This window comes from Pseudomonas sp. NBRC 111133 (assembly GCF_001320605.1).
Lineage (GTDB): Bacteria > Pseudomonadota > Gammaproteobacteria > Pseudomonadales > Pseudomonadaceae > Aquipseudomonas > Aquipseudomonas monteilii.
Genome location: NZ_BCBJ01000066.1, coordinates 60,156 through 73,089, shown reverse-complemented (window position 1 = coordinate 73,089; position 12,934 = coordinate 60,156). Strand labels below are relative to the sequence as shown.

General features: G+C 65.1%; 13 protein-coding genes. 2 read left to right on the top strand and 11 right to left on the bottom strand.

Going from position 1 to position 12,934, the window contains the following annotated elements; all coding sequences use genetic code 11:
• Positions 1-7: 7 nt before the first annotated feature.
• The 3 genes from APH36_RS14685 to APH36_RS14675 are packed head-to-tail and all read right to left on the bottom strand — an operon-like array spanning position 8 to position 2,860.
• Positions 8-328: an NIPSNAP family protein gene (locus tag APH36_RS14685; RefSeq protein WP_025753224.1), complete on the bottom strand. Its 321-nt coding sequence runs from the start codon at positions 326-328 to the stop codon at positions 8-10.
• Positions 313-2,046, bottom strand: a complete 1,734-nt coding sequence (locus tag APH36_RS14680) for an FAD-dependent oxidoreductase (protein WP_060499218.1) — start codon at positions 2,044-2,046, stop codon at positions 313-315. Before APH36_RS14680 ends, APH36_RS14685 begins: the two co-directional genes overlap by 16 nt.
• Positions 2,047-2,050: 4 nt before the next feature.
• Positions 2,051-2,860 carry a shikimate dehydrogenase gene (locus APH36_RS14675; RefSeq protein WP_060499217.1) on the bottom strand — a complete coding sequence of 270 codons (810 nt, stop codon included), beginning with the start codon at positions 2,858-2,860 and terminating at the stop codon, positions 2,051-2,053.
• 154 nt (positions 2,861-3,014) lie between these two features.
• On the opposite strand from APH36_RS14675, the gene APH36_RS14670 reads away from it, so the two are divergent.
• Positions 3,015-3,785 carry an IclR family transcriptional regulator C-terminal domain-containing protein gene (locus tag APH36_RS14670; RefSeq protein WP_060499216.1) on the top strand — a complete coding sequence of 257 codons (771 nt, stop codon included), beginning with the start codon at positions 3,015-3,017 and terminating at the stop codon, positions 3,783-3,785.
• Positions 3,786-3,897: 112 nt separating this feature from the next.
• Here APH36_RS14670 and APH36_RS14665 read toward each other — a convergent pair whose 3' ends face one another.
• The 8 genes from APH36_RS14665 to APH36_RS14630 form a co-directional block, all read right to left on the bottom strand.
• Entirely contained in the window at positions 3,898-5,142 is a 1,245-nt protein-coding gene (locus tag APH36_RS14665) for an OprD family porin (RefSeq protein ID WP_060499215.1), read from the bottom strand.
• 194 nt (positions 5,143-5,336) lie between these two features.
• Entirely contained in the window at positions 5,337-6,380 is a 1,044-nt protein-coding gene (locus tag APH36_RS14660) for a polyamine ABC transporter substrate-binding protein (protein WP_019099336.1), read from the bottom strand.
• Positions 6,377-7,513, bottom strand: coding sequence for an FAD-binding oxidoreductase (locus tag APH36_RS14655; RefSeq protein ID WP_060499214.1), 1,137 nt, complete (start codon positions 7,511-7,513; stop codon positions 6,377-6,379). The genes APH36_RS14660 and APH36_RS14655 overlap by 4 nt, the downstream gene beginning before the upstream one ends.
• On the bottom strand, positions 7,510-8,868 hold the full coding sequence (locus APH36_RS14650) for an NAD(P)/FAD-dependent oxidoreductase (RefSeq protein ID WP_060499213.1): 1,359 nt from the start codon (positions 8,866-8,868) through the stop codon (positions 7,510-7,512). The genes APH36_RS14655 and APH36_RS14650 overlap by 4 nt, the downstream gene beginning before the upstream one ends.
• Positions 8,865-9,155: a (2Fe-2S)-binding protein gene (locus APH36_RS14645; protein WP_060499212.1), complete on the bottom strand. Its 291-nt coding sequence runs from the start codon at positions 9,153-9,155 to the stop codon at positions 8,865-8,867. Before APH36_RS14645 ends, APH36_RS14650 begins: the two co-directional genes overlap by 4 nt.
• Positions 9,156-9,169: 14 nt before the next feature.
• Positions 9,170-9,964 carry an ABC transporter permease gene (locus tag APH36_RS14640; RefSeq protein ID WP_016714351.1) on the bottom strand — a complete coding sequence of 265 codons (795 nt, stop codon included), beginning with the start codon at positions 9,962-9,964 and terminating at the stop codon, positions 9,170-9,172.
• Positions 9,965-9,968: 4 nt separating this feature from the next.
• A complete protein-coding gene (locus APH36_RS14635) occupies positions 9,969-10,838 on the bottom strand; it encodes an ABC transporter permease (RefSeq protein WP_060499211.1) in 870 nt (289 codons plus the stop codon).
• Positions 10,835-11,854 carry an ABC transporter ATP-binding protein gene (locus APH36_RS14630; protein ID WP_060499210.1) on the bottom strand — a complete coding sequence of 340 codons (1,020 nt, stop codon included), beginning with the start codon at positions 11,852-11,854 and terminating at the stop codon, positions 10,835-10,837. The genes APH36_RS14635 and APH36_RS14630 overlap by 4 nt, the downstream gene beginning before the upstream one ends.
• Positions 11,855-12,103: 249 nt before the next feature.
• On the opposite strand from APH36_RS14630, the gene APH36_RS14625 reads away from it, so the two are divergent.
• Positions 12,104-12,931 carry an IclR family transcriptional regulator gene (locus tag APH36_RS14625; protein ID WP_025753220.1) on the top strand — a complete coding sequence of 276 codons (828 nt, stop codon included), beginning with the start codon at positions 12,104-12,106 and terminating at the stop codon, positions 12,929-12,931.
• Positions 12,932-12,934: the final 3 nt, after the last annotated feature.

Below are 12,934 nucleotides of genomic sequence, written 5' to 3'. Positions count from 1 at the left end.
GCGCGTTTTACTGCAGCGGCGAAAAACCGGTGGGCCGCAGCAGCCGCGATTGCAGGCGCACAACGGCCCCGAGCTCGCGGTTAAGCCGCGAAAAGGCTGCCCAGCGCGGGTCCGCTGCCATGGCTGTGCGCCGTGCGATGCGATCGTCGAGGCTGGCATAGCCCCAGATGTGCACCACCTGGTTGACGTCGCCGAACTCGCTGGTGAAAAAGCCGACCAGGTTCCCCAGGTGTTCGCTTTGCACGTCCAGCGCGTGGCTTTGGTACAGGGCTAGCCAGTCGGCCATTTTCAGTGGGTCGAGGGTGTAGGTTCTCAGTTCGTAGTACATGCCGGGGTCTCCGTAGGGGTGGCCGGCGCCTGCAGGCGCGCGTTGATGTGGTTGGCAGCGAGCCAGCCGAAGGTGAGGGCAGGGCCCAGGGTGATGCCGGGGCCGGGGTAGGTGCCCTTCATCAGTGAGTTCATGTCGTTGCCGACCGCGTACAGCCCGGCAATTGGCTGGCCGCTACGGTCAAGCACGTTGGCATCGGCGTTGGTCATCAGGCCACGGGCCGACCCGAGGTCGCCGGTGTGAATGCGGATGGCGTAGAACGGCCCGTTGCTCAACGGCGCCAGGCAGGGGTTGGGCGTGTGTTGCGGGTCGCCCATGTAGCGGTTGTAGCTGTTGCCGCCTTTGCCGAACGCACGGTCGATGCCATTGCGGGCATCCGTGTTGAACTGCTCGAGGGTTTGCGCGAACACGTTGGGCTCTACACCAATGGCTTGGGCCAGGGCCTGCGGTGTAGCGGCCCGGTACAGGTAGCCGGCGTCGATCAACGCCTGGTTGTTTACAGGCTTCGGCCGCGCCAGGCCGAGCCCATAACGGTTCATCGCCTCGGCATCGCACACCAGCCAGCAGCTGGCGATGCCGTTGGCAAACATGGTCTGCACGAAGTGGTGGTAGGAGTCGGACTCGTTGACGAAGCGCCGCCCGGTCGGGTCTACCGCAATCACGCTAGGTTTGGCGCGGTCGGTGACCAGGTGCGGGAAGCGTTCCCGCTGGCCACCGGCATGACGCCGTTCGGAAACCGGCGCCCAGAAGAAGTTGGCCGCCAGGCCTTCGCCCTCGGCGGCCGATACCGCCTGACTAAGGCGCAGGGCGGCACCGTCGTTGCTGGCGGGCGACATGGTCAGGTGCGGCGCCTCTTGGGCGGGGCGGTAGCTGGCGGCCAGTGCGCCTGCAGCGAACCCGCCCATGGCGCACACCACACCGCCACGTGCCATTACCCGCTGACGTCGGCCCTCGTGCAGTACAACCACGCCGGTCACCACGCCGTGCTCGACAATCAGCTTTTCGGCTTCGCTGCGCAACCACAGTTGCGTGCCATGGGCGAAGGCACTGGTGGCCAGGCGGGCGATCAAGGCGTTGCCAGTGGTAAGCCGAGTGCCACGCGGGTGCTGCAGGCGGTCCCGCGCGTAGCGCGCCATCAGTTTCAGGCAATGCCACAGCGAACTGGGCGAGCGGCGAATGCTGAGAAAATGCTGGATATCCACGCGGTTGACCATCATGCCGCCGAACAGCAGCATGCCGTGCGGTGGCATCTGCAGGTCCTTGAAGCGCTGGCCGAGGTGCTTGCCGTCGTACTCGACCATTTCCAGTGCGCGGCCGAACTGCGTGGCGCCGGGCGCATCCGGGTAATAGTCGGGCGAGTGCGGGCGCAAGGCATAGCGCAGTTCGGTGTGCTGCTCCAGCCAGCGCAGCGCCTGGTGCCCATGCTCGATGAAAGCGTCGCAGAGCATGGGGTCGTAGCCATCACCGATGACGTGTTTGAGGTAGGTGCGCATGGCCTCGGGGGAGTCTTCGGCACCCGCGTCACGGGCCTGATCGGTGCCGTACAGCCATACCGCACCGCCGGAAATCGCCGAGGTGCCGCCAAAGCGTTCGGCCTTTTCCACGACCAGCACCTTCAGCCCGCGGCAGGCGGCGGTGGCAGCCGCAGCCAAGCCGCCTGCGCCACTGCCCAGTACCACCAGGTCAACGCTGTGTTGTGTGTGTTCAAGGGTCGCCATGGCTTCAGATCTCCAGCGGCGTCACGCCCATGAAGGCGCCAAGGTGGCCGAGTTGGGCGTAGGCCATTTCCGGCCCTGTCTGGATCGGGCAGCCAACTTGCCTTGCGCGGTTCAGCAGTGGGGTGATCTCGGGCGACGTGACCACGTCGGCCACCAGGGTGTCGGGTTGCAGGGTAGCCAGTAGGGCGGCGCGCAGCGGCAGCTCTGCGCTTGTGCCCATGCCGACCGGAGAGGCGTTGGCCACCAGGTCGAAGTCTTTCAGCCCACTGAACTGTGTGCTGACCGTAAGCGCAGGGAAGGCATTGCCGAGCAGTTCGCACACCGCCCCCATGCGCGCTGTGCTGGGGTCGCTGAGGGTAATGCCGGCAATACCTGCCTCGCCCAGCGCATAGGCGATGGCGCTGCCAACACCGCCGCAACCGATCACCAATGCCCGCTTGCCCGTCGGTTTGAAGCCATGCTTATGCGCAGCGCCCAGGAAGCCGGCGCCGTCCACGTTGTCGCCCAGCAAGCGTCCGTCGCGCTCGCGGCGTATCACATTGACCGATCCCAGTGCCGCCGCGCGTTCGCTCAGGCTGTCCAGGCGGTTGGCCAGGGCCTGCTTGTACGGCACGGTGACCACGCAGCCGCGCAGGTTTTGCCAGCCGCGCAGGGTGTCGGCAAAGCTGTCCAGCGCCGCCTGGTGCAGGTCGATGGGCAGCATGGCGAGGTTGCAATTGTTGTGGGTGAACCAGGTGTTGAAGTTTTCCGGGGACTTCACCTGGGCGATGGGCGAACCGACGATGGCGACCAGTTCAGTGGAACCACGAATCATGCTGACCTCCTTATTGGCGTTGTTATGGCGGTCAGCGTGAAGCAGCGGGGCGTGGGCAACAATGCGCTGATCGGTGGTTTAGTGCGATAATCGCAGCCATGTTTCGGTTATCGCGATAATCGGCTGTTTTTCTCCCTGCTAGCGAGTTGAAGGCATGAACACTCCCGCCATTCACCCCCGTGACCTGATTGCCGGCTTGCAGAAAGGCCTGGCCCTGATGCAACTGTTCAGCGCCGAGCAGCCACGGCTGAGCGTGCCGCAGGCAGCCAGGCTGTCTGGCCTTACGCCCAGCGCTGCCCGGCGCTTTTTACTCACTTTGGTGCATGAGGGTTTTGCCGAAACCGACAGCCGCGAGTACTGGCTGACGCCCAAGGCGTTACGCCTTGGCCAGGCGTATGTCGACTCGGCACAATTGCCGCGCATGCTGCGGCCGATTGTCGAGCAGGTGGCGCGGCAGACCCAGGAGCATGTATCAGTGGGCACCCGCGATGGCGACGAGATCATCCACCTGGTGCGCAGTCGCTACAGCCATGTAGCGTCGCTGTCGATCAGGCCAGGCTCGCGGGTGCCGATGTATTGCACGGCGGGGGGACGGATATGGCTGGCCTGGCTGGATGAAAACGAGTGGGATGACTACTTTGCACGCAACCAGCTGCGGGCACTGACGCCTTACACACAGATCGACCGTGGGCTGCTGGAGGCGGAGTTGCTGCGGGTGAAAACGCAAGGCTTCTGCATGGTCGACCAGGAATACGAGGTGGGTATGCGTGTGTTGGGGGTACCGCTGCTGGATCGGGCCGGGCAGCTGAAAGCAACGCTCACCATTACGACCCATGCTTCGCGCCTGAGCGTGGATGAAATTCGGTTGCGGTATCTGCCGACGCTGTATGAGGCGCAGGCGTTGTTGCAGCCAGTGATGGCTTGAGGCGGCATGGCTGGGGAATTGCGTTGCCTTCTTCGCGGGCAAGCCCGCTCCCACAGGTATCGTGCAGGGTGCCTTGCTTGCACAACCCTTTAGGAGCGGGCGGTACATGCCCTTAGAAAATATTGAGCGGGTACTCGGTAATCACCCGCACTTCATCAATCTGGCCGCCACGCTCCGAGCTACGGTAGCTGGCCTGCCGCACCCGGAACGACAGGTCCTTGGCTACGCCGGCCTGCACCACATAGCGCACTTCAACGTCACGCTCCCAGGCATTGCCATTCAGGTCACCGCCGGTGCCGCTCTTGAAGTCGGTGCCTTTCACATAGCGGGTCATGAAGCTCAGCCCCGGTACGCCATAAGCGGCCATGTTCAGGTCGTAGCGGGCCTGCCAGGACTTTTCGTTCTCGTAGTCGAAGTCCGAATACTGCACCGAGTTGGCAAAGTTGTAGACCGCGTTGCCGTCTGGCCCGTACACGTAGTCGCCGGTGCCGGACACCTTCTGGTAGGCCAGGGTGAAGGCATGAGCACCCAGCGTCCAGGTACCGCCCAGGCTCCAGATGCGGTTGTCCAGGTTGCCACTGCGGGCCTGGCCGATGCTTTGCGTGTCGTAGGCGTTGAAGTCGAACTTCAGCGACTGGCCGGTACCCAGCGGCAACAGGTAGCGGGTGTTCACGTAGTACTTGCGAAAGTGCTCGGCAGTTTTGGCGTAGTACAGGCTGCTGGAGAGCCGCTCATTGAACGTGTACACCCCGCCTAGGTAGTCCACGGCGGTCATGTGCCCGCTGTCTCGGGATGACTGGTTGCGGTTGGTCAGGCCGGTGAAGTGCCCCGCGTCCAACTGCAGATTGCGGATTTCCTTGCTGGTGAGCGAGAAACCGTCGACGGTTTCCGGCAGCAGGCGGCTGTCGGAGGTGGCCAGCACAGGCACTGCCATGACCTGCGTGCCGTATTTGAGCACGGTGTTGGACGCGCGCATTTTCAGCACTGCGCCGGCTTTGCTCATGTCTTGCTTGGCGCCATGGCTGTCCTGCTCCAGCAAGCCCGTACCGCCCCCCGTGCGGCCGTCACCCGTGTCGAGCTTGAAGGCGTACTGGCCGATCAGGTCGATGCCAACGCCGACGGTGCCTTGGGTGAAGCCGGACTGAAAGGTACCGATAAATCCTTGGGCCCATTCCTCGCCGTAGTTTTGCCGTGCGCCGCTGGCGCGGTTGTCACGCTGCATGTACATGTTGCGTGCCTTGACAGACAGCTTGCTGCCTTCGATGAACCCTGCCGATTCGGACTGCTCGCTGGCCTGCAGCAAGGGGCTGGCAGACGCCAGCAAAAGGGCGGTGACGCCGAGTGTGTTGATGCTCATTTCATGCTCCGTTTGCTTGTTCTAGTTAGGTGGCAGCGTGATGCAAGGGGGGCCTGAGCCGTTTTGCAGGCGTGCAGAAGCCCTGTCCGCGCCTGTGCAGGGCAGAGCATTCGAACGTTTACAGAGGGCTCAAGCGGGTGGTGCGCCCGCCGACCGGCACCTGAGGTACCGGCAGCGGGCCAGGTGGCCTCGGCCTATCGCTCGATCTGGCGATTCCAGCGGGCGTTCCATTCCGGACGTTGGGTGTTGACCTGGTCCCAGTCGATGGTCACGGCCGTTTGCAGGTAGGTCTGCATGGCCTCGACCTGGCCGCGGGTCTTGTCGCTGGTCGGGGTGTTGGGGTTGGACGGGATCTGGTCACCCAGCTCCAGAGCCGGTGCCTGCGCTTCGGGGCTCAGCAGGAATTCGGCGAGCTTTTGCGCAAGCTCCGGCTGGTCGTTGTTGGCGGTGACGCATTCGGCCTGGTTGAGCACCACGGCGCCTTCCTTGGGCGCTGCGTACTCCACCGGGATGCCTTTGAGCTTCAGTGCCGTCACCTGGGTGGGGGTGAGCGGGAACAGCGCGGCTTCGTCGGTTTGCACCATTTCCGAAAGCTTGGCCGAGTTGGGGATGTACTCCAGCACGTTCGGGCCAACGTTCTGCTTCCAGGCCGCGAAGCCCGGGTTGACGTCGGTATCGGTGCCGCCGTGCAGGCGGTTGTACATCAGGAAACCGTGCAGGCCGAAAGTGGACGAGGCCATCGACTGGAACACCACCTTGTCTTTGAAGCGCGGGTCGGCCAGGTCATTCCACGAGGTGGGTGCGGCCCAGCCCTTTTCCTTGAACAGGCGGCTGTTGTAGGCCAGCCCGGTTACCCCCAGGCTGACGGCGGCGGCTTTGTCCTTGATCAGGGCCTTTTCCGGCAGCTGGGCCAGGGTCGGGTTGGGCTTGAGCGTGCTGCACAGCCCCATGCCAATGGCGCGGTACATGATGCCGTCATCCAGCACCATCACATGGATCGACGGCTTGTTCGGCGTAGCCTGGACCTTGGCCAGGATGTCGGCCGAGGTACCGGGCACGATCACCACCTTTACATCGTTGGCCTTCTCGAACCGGGGCAGGATGTTGTCGCTGAACAGCCGTTCCATGGTGCCGCCGTTCATGCCCAGGTACAGCGTGGGTTGGGCCATGGCGGGCAGGCAGGCGAACAGGCCGGGCACGGTGCAGAACAGGGCGAGCAAACGTTGCTTGTGCGTCATGACAGGTTTTCCTTGTGGTGGTAGTTGGGCTGAAAACGGTGGATGGAAAAGGCCGCCAGGCTGATGTCGGGTGCGCCCTGCAGGATGCATTGCGCCAGTGCTTCACCCGCCGCCGGGCCAATCTGGAAACCCGCGCCGGCAAAGCCGAAGCCATGCAGCAGGCCGGGTTGGCGCAGGCTGGGGCCAAGCACTGGTTCGTCGTCGGGCAGGTAGCCTTCGGTGCCGCTCCAGGTGCGGATGGCCTGGGCGCCGGCCAGGGCCGGGTACAGTTCGGTGGCGTTGCGCAATATGTCGAGCACGGCGGCCTGGCCCGGGCGTGCGGTGGTCGGGGTCAGGGCAAAGCCTCGCCCGCCGCCGAGCACGCAGTTGCCGCGCGCTACCTGGCGGGCGTAGATACCGCCGCCTTCGACCCCGGTGCTGGCGGTCATGAACAGCGGCAGCGGCTCGGTGACCAGCATGGCCGGGTGGGCGGCGGTGAGTGGCACCGGTTCGCCGAACTGTTCGGCCAGCTGCGCCGACCAGGCGCCGGCGCAGTTCAACAGCCAGGGTGCCTTGAAGCACTGGCCGTTGCTGGTGAGTACGCTGAAGCGCTGGCCGTCGTGGTCTACATCAAGCACCTTGCACTGCTCGTGCACCTCGGCCCCGCTGTGCCGGGCCGCCTCGGCGAACGCCGGCGATACAAGGCGAGGGTTGGCGTGGCCATCCTCGGGGCAATACGAGGCACCGACGGCGATGTCGCCCACCCAGGGGAAGCGCTGGCGCAGTTCACGGCGCTCCAGCAGTTGCAGGCGCAGGTCAAAGGCCTGGGTACGGCGTGCATAGGCCCTCAGGGCATCGAAATCGGTTTCGCTGCGGGCCAGCTTCAGGTGCCCGCTGCGGGCATACTCGCCGTCGATACCGATCCATTCGCGCAGCTGCCCCCAGATGGCATGGGCGCGCATCGACAACGGCAGCTGGGCCAGCGAGCGTCCCTGACGGCGCACGCCGCCATAGTTCACCCCGCTGGAATGCGAGCCGCAGAAGTCGCGCTCCAGCAGCGCCACCTGTTGGCCAGCACGGGCCAGGGTCAAGGCAGCGCTGCTGCCGACGATGCCGCCACCGACGATGATGGCGTCCATTTCAAGCAGCCTCATGGCTTTATCTCCAGACCAAAGGGCAGCGGTTTGACGGGTGCCTGGCCGCGCAAACGCCCGACCTGATCAATGGGCCGACCGCTTTCGCAGGCGATCAGCTCGGCGGCAGCGGCGCCGCACACACGGCCTTGGCAGCGGCCCATGCCGACCCGGCACATGGCCTTGACCCGGTTGATTTCCCAGTGCCCGGCGCGCACGGTAGCGCGGATTTCTCCGGCGCTGACCTGCTCGCAACGGCACACGGTCAACAGGTCCGAGGCTTGGCTGGCCCATTGTTCGGGGAACGGGAAGGCTTGCTCCAGGCCCTGGCGAAAGCGCTGCAACGTGGCCAGGCGCTTTTCCAGCTGTCGCTGGCGTTGCGGGTTGCCAGGCTTGCCGAGGTCGGCCAGCAGCGTCAGGGCTGCCAGTTCGCCGGTCATTTCCGCACCATCGGCACCCAGGATGCCGGCACCGTCGCCGGCCAGGTACACGCCGGGGCAGCTGGCGCGGCCCTGGGGGTCACGTACCGGTAGCCAGGCGCGGTTGAGGGCGTTCCAGGCAAACTCGCAGCCCAGCAGGTCGGCCAGCTGGGTTTCGCTGCGCAGGGCGTGGGCGAAGGCCACAGCGTCGCAGGGCAGTTGATGCTGCTGGCCGTTGAGTGACCAGCGAACGCCGCTGGCGCGTTGTTCACCGTCAATGCCGAGCAGGGTTACGCCCTGGTGCACCGGTACGCCTTTGCGGGCAAGCCAGGCGCGGTAGTAAAGGCCCTTGGCAAAGGTCCCCGGCTGCAGCAGCAGGCGTGGCAGGGCACGTACCTGGGCGCTGAACGGCGAGGTGTCGAGCACTGCGCTGACCGTGGCGCCGGCTTTGGCGTACTGATAGGCCACCAGGTACAACAGCGGCCCACTGCCTGCCAGCACCACCCGCTCGCCGATGGCGCAGCCCTGGAACTTCAGGGCAATCTGTGCAGCGCCCAGGGTATAGACCCCAGGCAAGGTCCAGCCGGGGATCGGCAACACGCGATCGGTGGCGCCGGTGGCGACAATCACCCGGTCGAACGCCAGGCGGTCGGCCAACTCACCCTGCTGCAAGGTGTCCAGCACCTGCTGCTCGGCGTTCCACACCAAGGTATCCGGGCGGTAGTCGAGTTGCCCGCGCAGTTGCTCAAGGGTGGTGTGCACGGCTTGTGCCTTGGCGGCCTCGAAGCCGTATAACGCGTTGGCCGACCGGCGAAAGTTGGCCGGCTGCTGGCGGTAGATCTGCCCACCACCGCGGCTGGCTTCGTCCAGCAGCACCGGGCGCACGCCATGGGCCACCAGGGTTTGCGCGGCGCGGATGCCGGCGGGGCCGGCACCGATGATCACGATTGCAGTCATGGCCGGCGCCCCGGGTCGCGGGTGATGCACTGGCCGGCTTCCAGAAAGGTCGAGCAGGCGCGCACCCGGCGCCCATCCTGCAGGCGTACCCAACAGTCCTGGCAGGCGCCCATCAGGCAGAAACCGGCGCGCGGCTCGGCGTTGAAGTCGCTGCCGCGCAGGTGCGTGGCGTTGGTCAGAATGGCGGTCAGCAGGGTGTCGCCGTTCATGCCCTGGGCTGGCTGGCCGTCGAGCAAAAAGGGCAGCGGCTCGCGGTCGTGCTCGGCCACGCGCTTGAACAGGGGCATAGGGGCATTCCTTGTCATTGCTTGCCCACCAGTACGCGGTCCAGGCCGTATACCCGGTCCAGGGCGACCATGGTCAGGGCGGTGACGGCGATCACCAGCGCCGAAACGGCGGCCATCATCGGGTCGATCGATTCGGTGGCGTACACGTACATGCGCACGGGCAGGGTCTGGGTGGCGGGCGAGGTGACGAAGATCGACAGCGTGACTTCGTCGAAGCTGTTGATGAACGCCAACAGCCAGCCACCGGCCACCCCCGGCAAGATCATTGGCAGCGTCACTTTGCAGAACAGCGTGACCCGGCCTGCGCCCAGGCTCTGTGCGGCCTGCTCGGCGCTGCGGTCGATGCCAATGGCGGCAGCCAGCACCAGGCGCAGCACGTAGGGGGTGATCACCACCACATGGGCGAACACCAGCCAGGCGAAGCTGCCATTGACCCCAAGCAAGGCGAACAGCCGCAGCAGGGCCACACCCAGCACCAGGTGCGGGATGATGATGGGTGACAGCAGCAGGCCGTTGACAAAGCCCTGGCCCGGGAAGCTGTAGCGGGTCAGCGCCAGGCCTGCGGGCACGGCGATCAAGGTGGCCAGCGAGGCCGCCAGGGCGGCGAGTTTCAGGCTGTTGTAGAACGCGTCAAGGAAGTCGGCGCGCTCGAATACGGCGCTGAACCAGCGCAGCGAGAAGCCGGCGGTGGGCAGGCTCAGGGTGTTTTCCGGGGTGAATGCCACCAGGCACACCACCACCAGCGGGGCGAGCATGAACAGCATCACCAGGGCGTGAAAAGACAGGGCCAGCGGGCCGTTACGGGTCATGGGTTCAAACTCCAAGTGCGCGTTTGTAGCGGCGTTCCACCAGCCGGTTCCAGCTGAGCATCACCAGCAGGTTGATCAGCAGCAGGGCGACCGCTAGGGTGGCCCCCATCGGCCAGTTCAGTTCGGCCAGGTACTGGTCGTAGATCATGGTGGCGACCATCTTCAATCGGCGCCCGCCCAGCAGGCCGGGGATGGCGAACGAGCTGGCCGCCAGGCCGAACACGATCAGCGTGCCCGACAGCACGCCGGGCATGATTTGTGGCAGCACGATGCGACGGAACACCGTCCACTGGCTGGCGCCCAGCGACAGTGCAGCCTGCTCGGCGGCCGGGTCGAGCTTCTGCAACGAGGTCCATACCGGGATGATCATGAACGGCAGCATCACGTGGACCAGGCCGATGATCACCGCAAACGGGGTGTACAGCAGCTTGACCGGCTGCCCGCCGAGGGCGCTGATGCCTTGGTTGATCAAGCCGTCAGAGCCCAGCAGCAGGCTCCAGCCGAAGGCGCGCACCACCACCGAAATCAGCAGCGGGGTCAGCACCAGGATCAGGAAGATCGAGCGCCACGGCGCGCCCATGCGGCTAAGCACCATGGCCTCGGGGATGCCGATCAGCACGCACAGCAAGGTGACCAGGGCGCTGATCCAGAAGGTGCGGAAGAAAATCTCGTAGTAATAGGTGTCGGTCACCAGGCTCAGGTAATGGCTGAGGGTGTACTGGCCGGCCTGGATGCCGCTGGTGTAGTCGAACGCGTTGAACGACAGCAGCACGGTCAACCCCAGCGGTATCACCAGCAAGGCCAGGAACAACAGCAGGGCCGGGCTGCTCAGGCCGTAGCCCCAGGCGTTGTTGCGCAGTTTTGCCGTACTCATGCCGCCACCTCGGCCGCGTTCAGTACCCGCAGCAGGGCATCGTTCCAGTCCAGGCCGACCGGCGCACCTTCGTCCAGCGGCGCGCTGCCATCGTTGGCGCGGACCACGGCCAGGTTGCCCAGGGCAGTATCAACGCGGTACAGCCACTGGCTGCCGAGGAAGTAGCGGCAGCTGATGCGCCCTGCCAGTTTGCCGCTGCCCGCCGGGCCGAGGCTGATTTTTTCCGGGCGCAGGCTGAGGGTCAGCGGCCCCTGGGCCGCCGCCTGCGGTTGGCCGCCGGGGCCGGTGACGCCACGCAGGCGGTTGGCCTTGCCGACAAAGTCGGAAATGAACGGCGTGCCCGGGTGTTCGTAGAGGCGGTAAGGGTCATCGACCTGGGTGATGCGCCCGGCTTCCATCACCACCACCCGGTCGCTGATCGACAAGGCTTCGGCCTGGTCGTGGGTGACCATCAACGTGGTAATGCCGATTTCATGCTGGATACGGCAGATCTCGAACTGCATTTCTTCACGCAGGTGCGCGTCCAGGTTGGACAGCGGCTCGTCCAGCAGCAGCACGGGCGGTTCGATCACCAGCGCGCGGGCCAGTGCCACACGCTGGCGCTGGCCGCCGGACAGTTCCCGGGGGTAGCGGTCGGCGTGCTTGTCCAGGCGCACCAGCGCCAGCGCCTGGTCGACGCGGCGGGCGATGTCGGCATTGGCCACCTTGCGCATGCGCAGGCCAAAGGCAACGTTGTCGCGCACGGTCATGTGTGGGAACAGCGCGTAGCTCTGGAACACCACGCCCAGGCCGCGGCTGGCCGGTTTGGCGTGGGTGATGTCGCGGCCATCGAGCACGATGCGGCCACTGGTGACCTCGACGAAGCCGGCAATCATCTGCAGGGTGGTGGTCTTGCCGCAGCCGGAAGGGCCGAGCAGGGAGACAAACTCGCCTTTTTCGATGGCCAGTGACGAACTGGCCACGGCCTCCGTGGCGCCATAGCGCTTGCAGAGTTTGTCGATCAACAGAAAGGTCATGGCTGTGCTCCATCGCAAACGGAACCGGGGTAAACCGGCAGTTTCAGGGTGGGCAGAGCGCCAGCGGCGAAAAGCAATGCTTTTACGGACGTTGGCGCTCGCTTCTGTGGCGGCGGCCGATGTTGTGATATCGCCCTATGGACCGGAGAGTAGGGCAATGATTAGGATGGCGACAAAGGGTAATTTCACTGAGTGACAGCTATTTTGAAATTATTCCACTCAATGAAATTTGAGAGGGTTTAGCGAAAAATGGATTCCGATAAACGAAATGAGCAAGCCAGGGAAGTGGGTGTCAGTGCCGTGTCCCGTTTGTTCGCCGTGTTGCGTGCGTTGGGCGACTGCGGTGGCGAGGGCGAGAAGGTCAGCCAGCTGGCCCAGCGGGTTGGCCTGGCACAGCCCACCACACACCGGTTACTGCGCAGCCTGATCGAAGAGGGCATGGTCGACCAGTGTGCGACCAGCAAGCGCTACCGCCTGAGCCTGGATTTCTTTGCCCTGGCGGCCAAGGCCGGGCAGGCCGGCAATTTGCGCGATGTGGTGCGCCCCAGCCTGCTGCGGCTGTCGGCTTCGCTGGGGGATTCGCTGTTTCTGCTGGCGCGTTCGGGGTTTGACGCCGTGTGCCTGGACCGCAGCGAAGGGCCTTACCCGATCCGCACCTTTACCGGCGACATCGGCGGCCGTGTGGCCTTGGGCGTGGGGCAGGGCAGCCTGGCCATTCTGGCTTTCCTGCCTGAGGAAGAACGTGACGAGGTAATCCGTTACAACCTGCCGCGGCTGAAGGACTTTCACCATTACGACGAAGTGCTGCTGCGTGCCGAAATCGACAATGTGCGCAGCCTGGGTTATGCCGGGCGCAATACCGGCGTGCTAGACGGCATGGCCGGCCTGGCTGTGCCGATTCTCGACCGCAACGGCCACGCTGTGGCTGCGCTGAGCGTGGCGACCATCAGTGACCGCCTTGGGCCTAACCGCATGCCGACTGTGGTGGCTTTGCTCAAGCGTGAGGCGGCGGCGATCGGCGAACGGGTCAACCCGTTCGACCCGGTGCTGCGCCGCCCCTCGCATGTGTTTGGCTAAGGC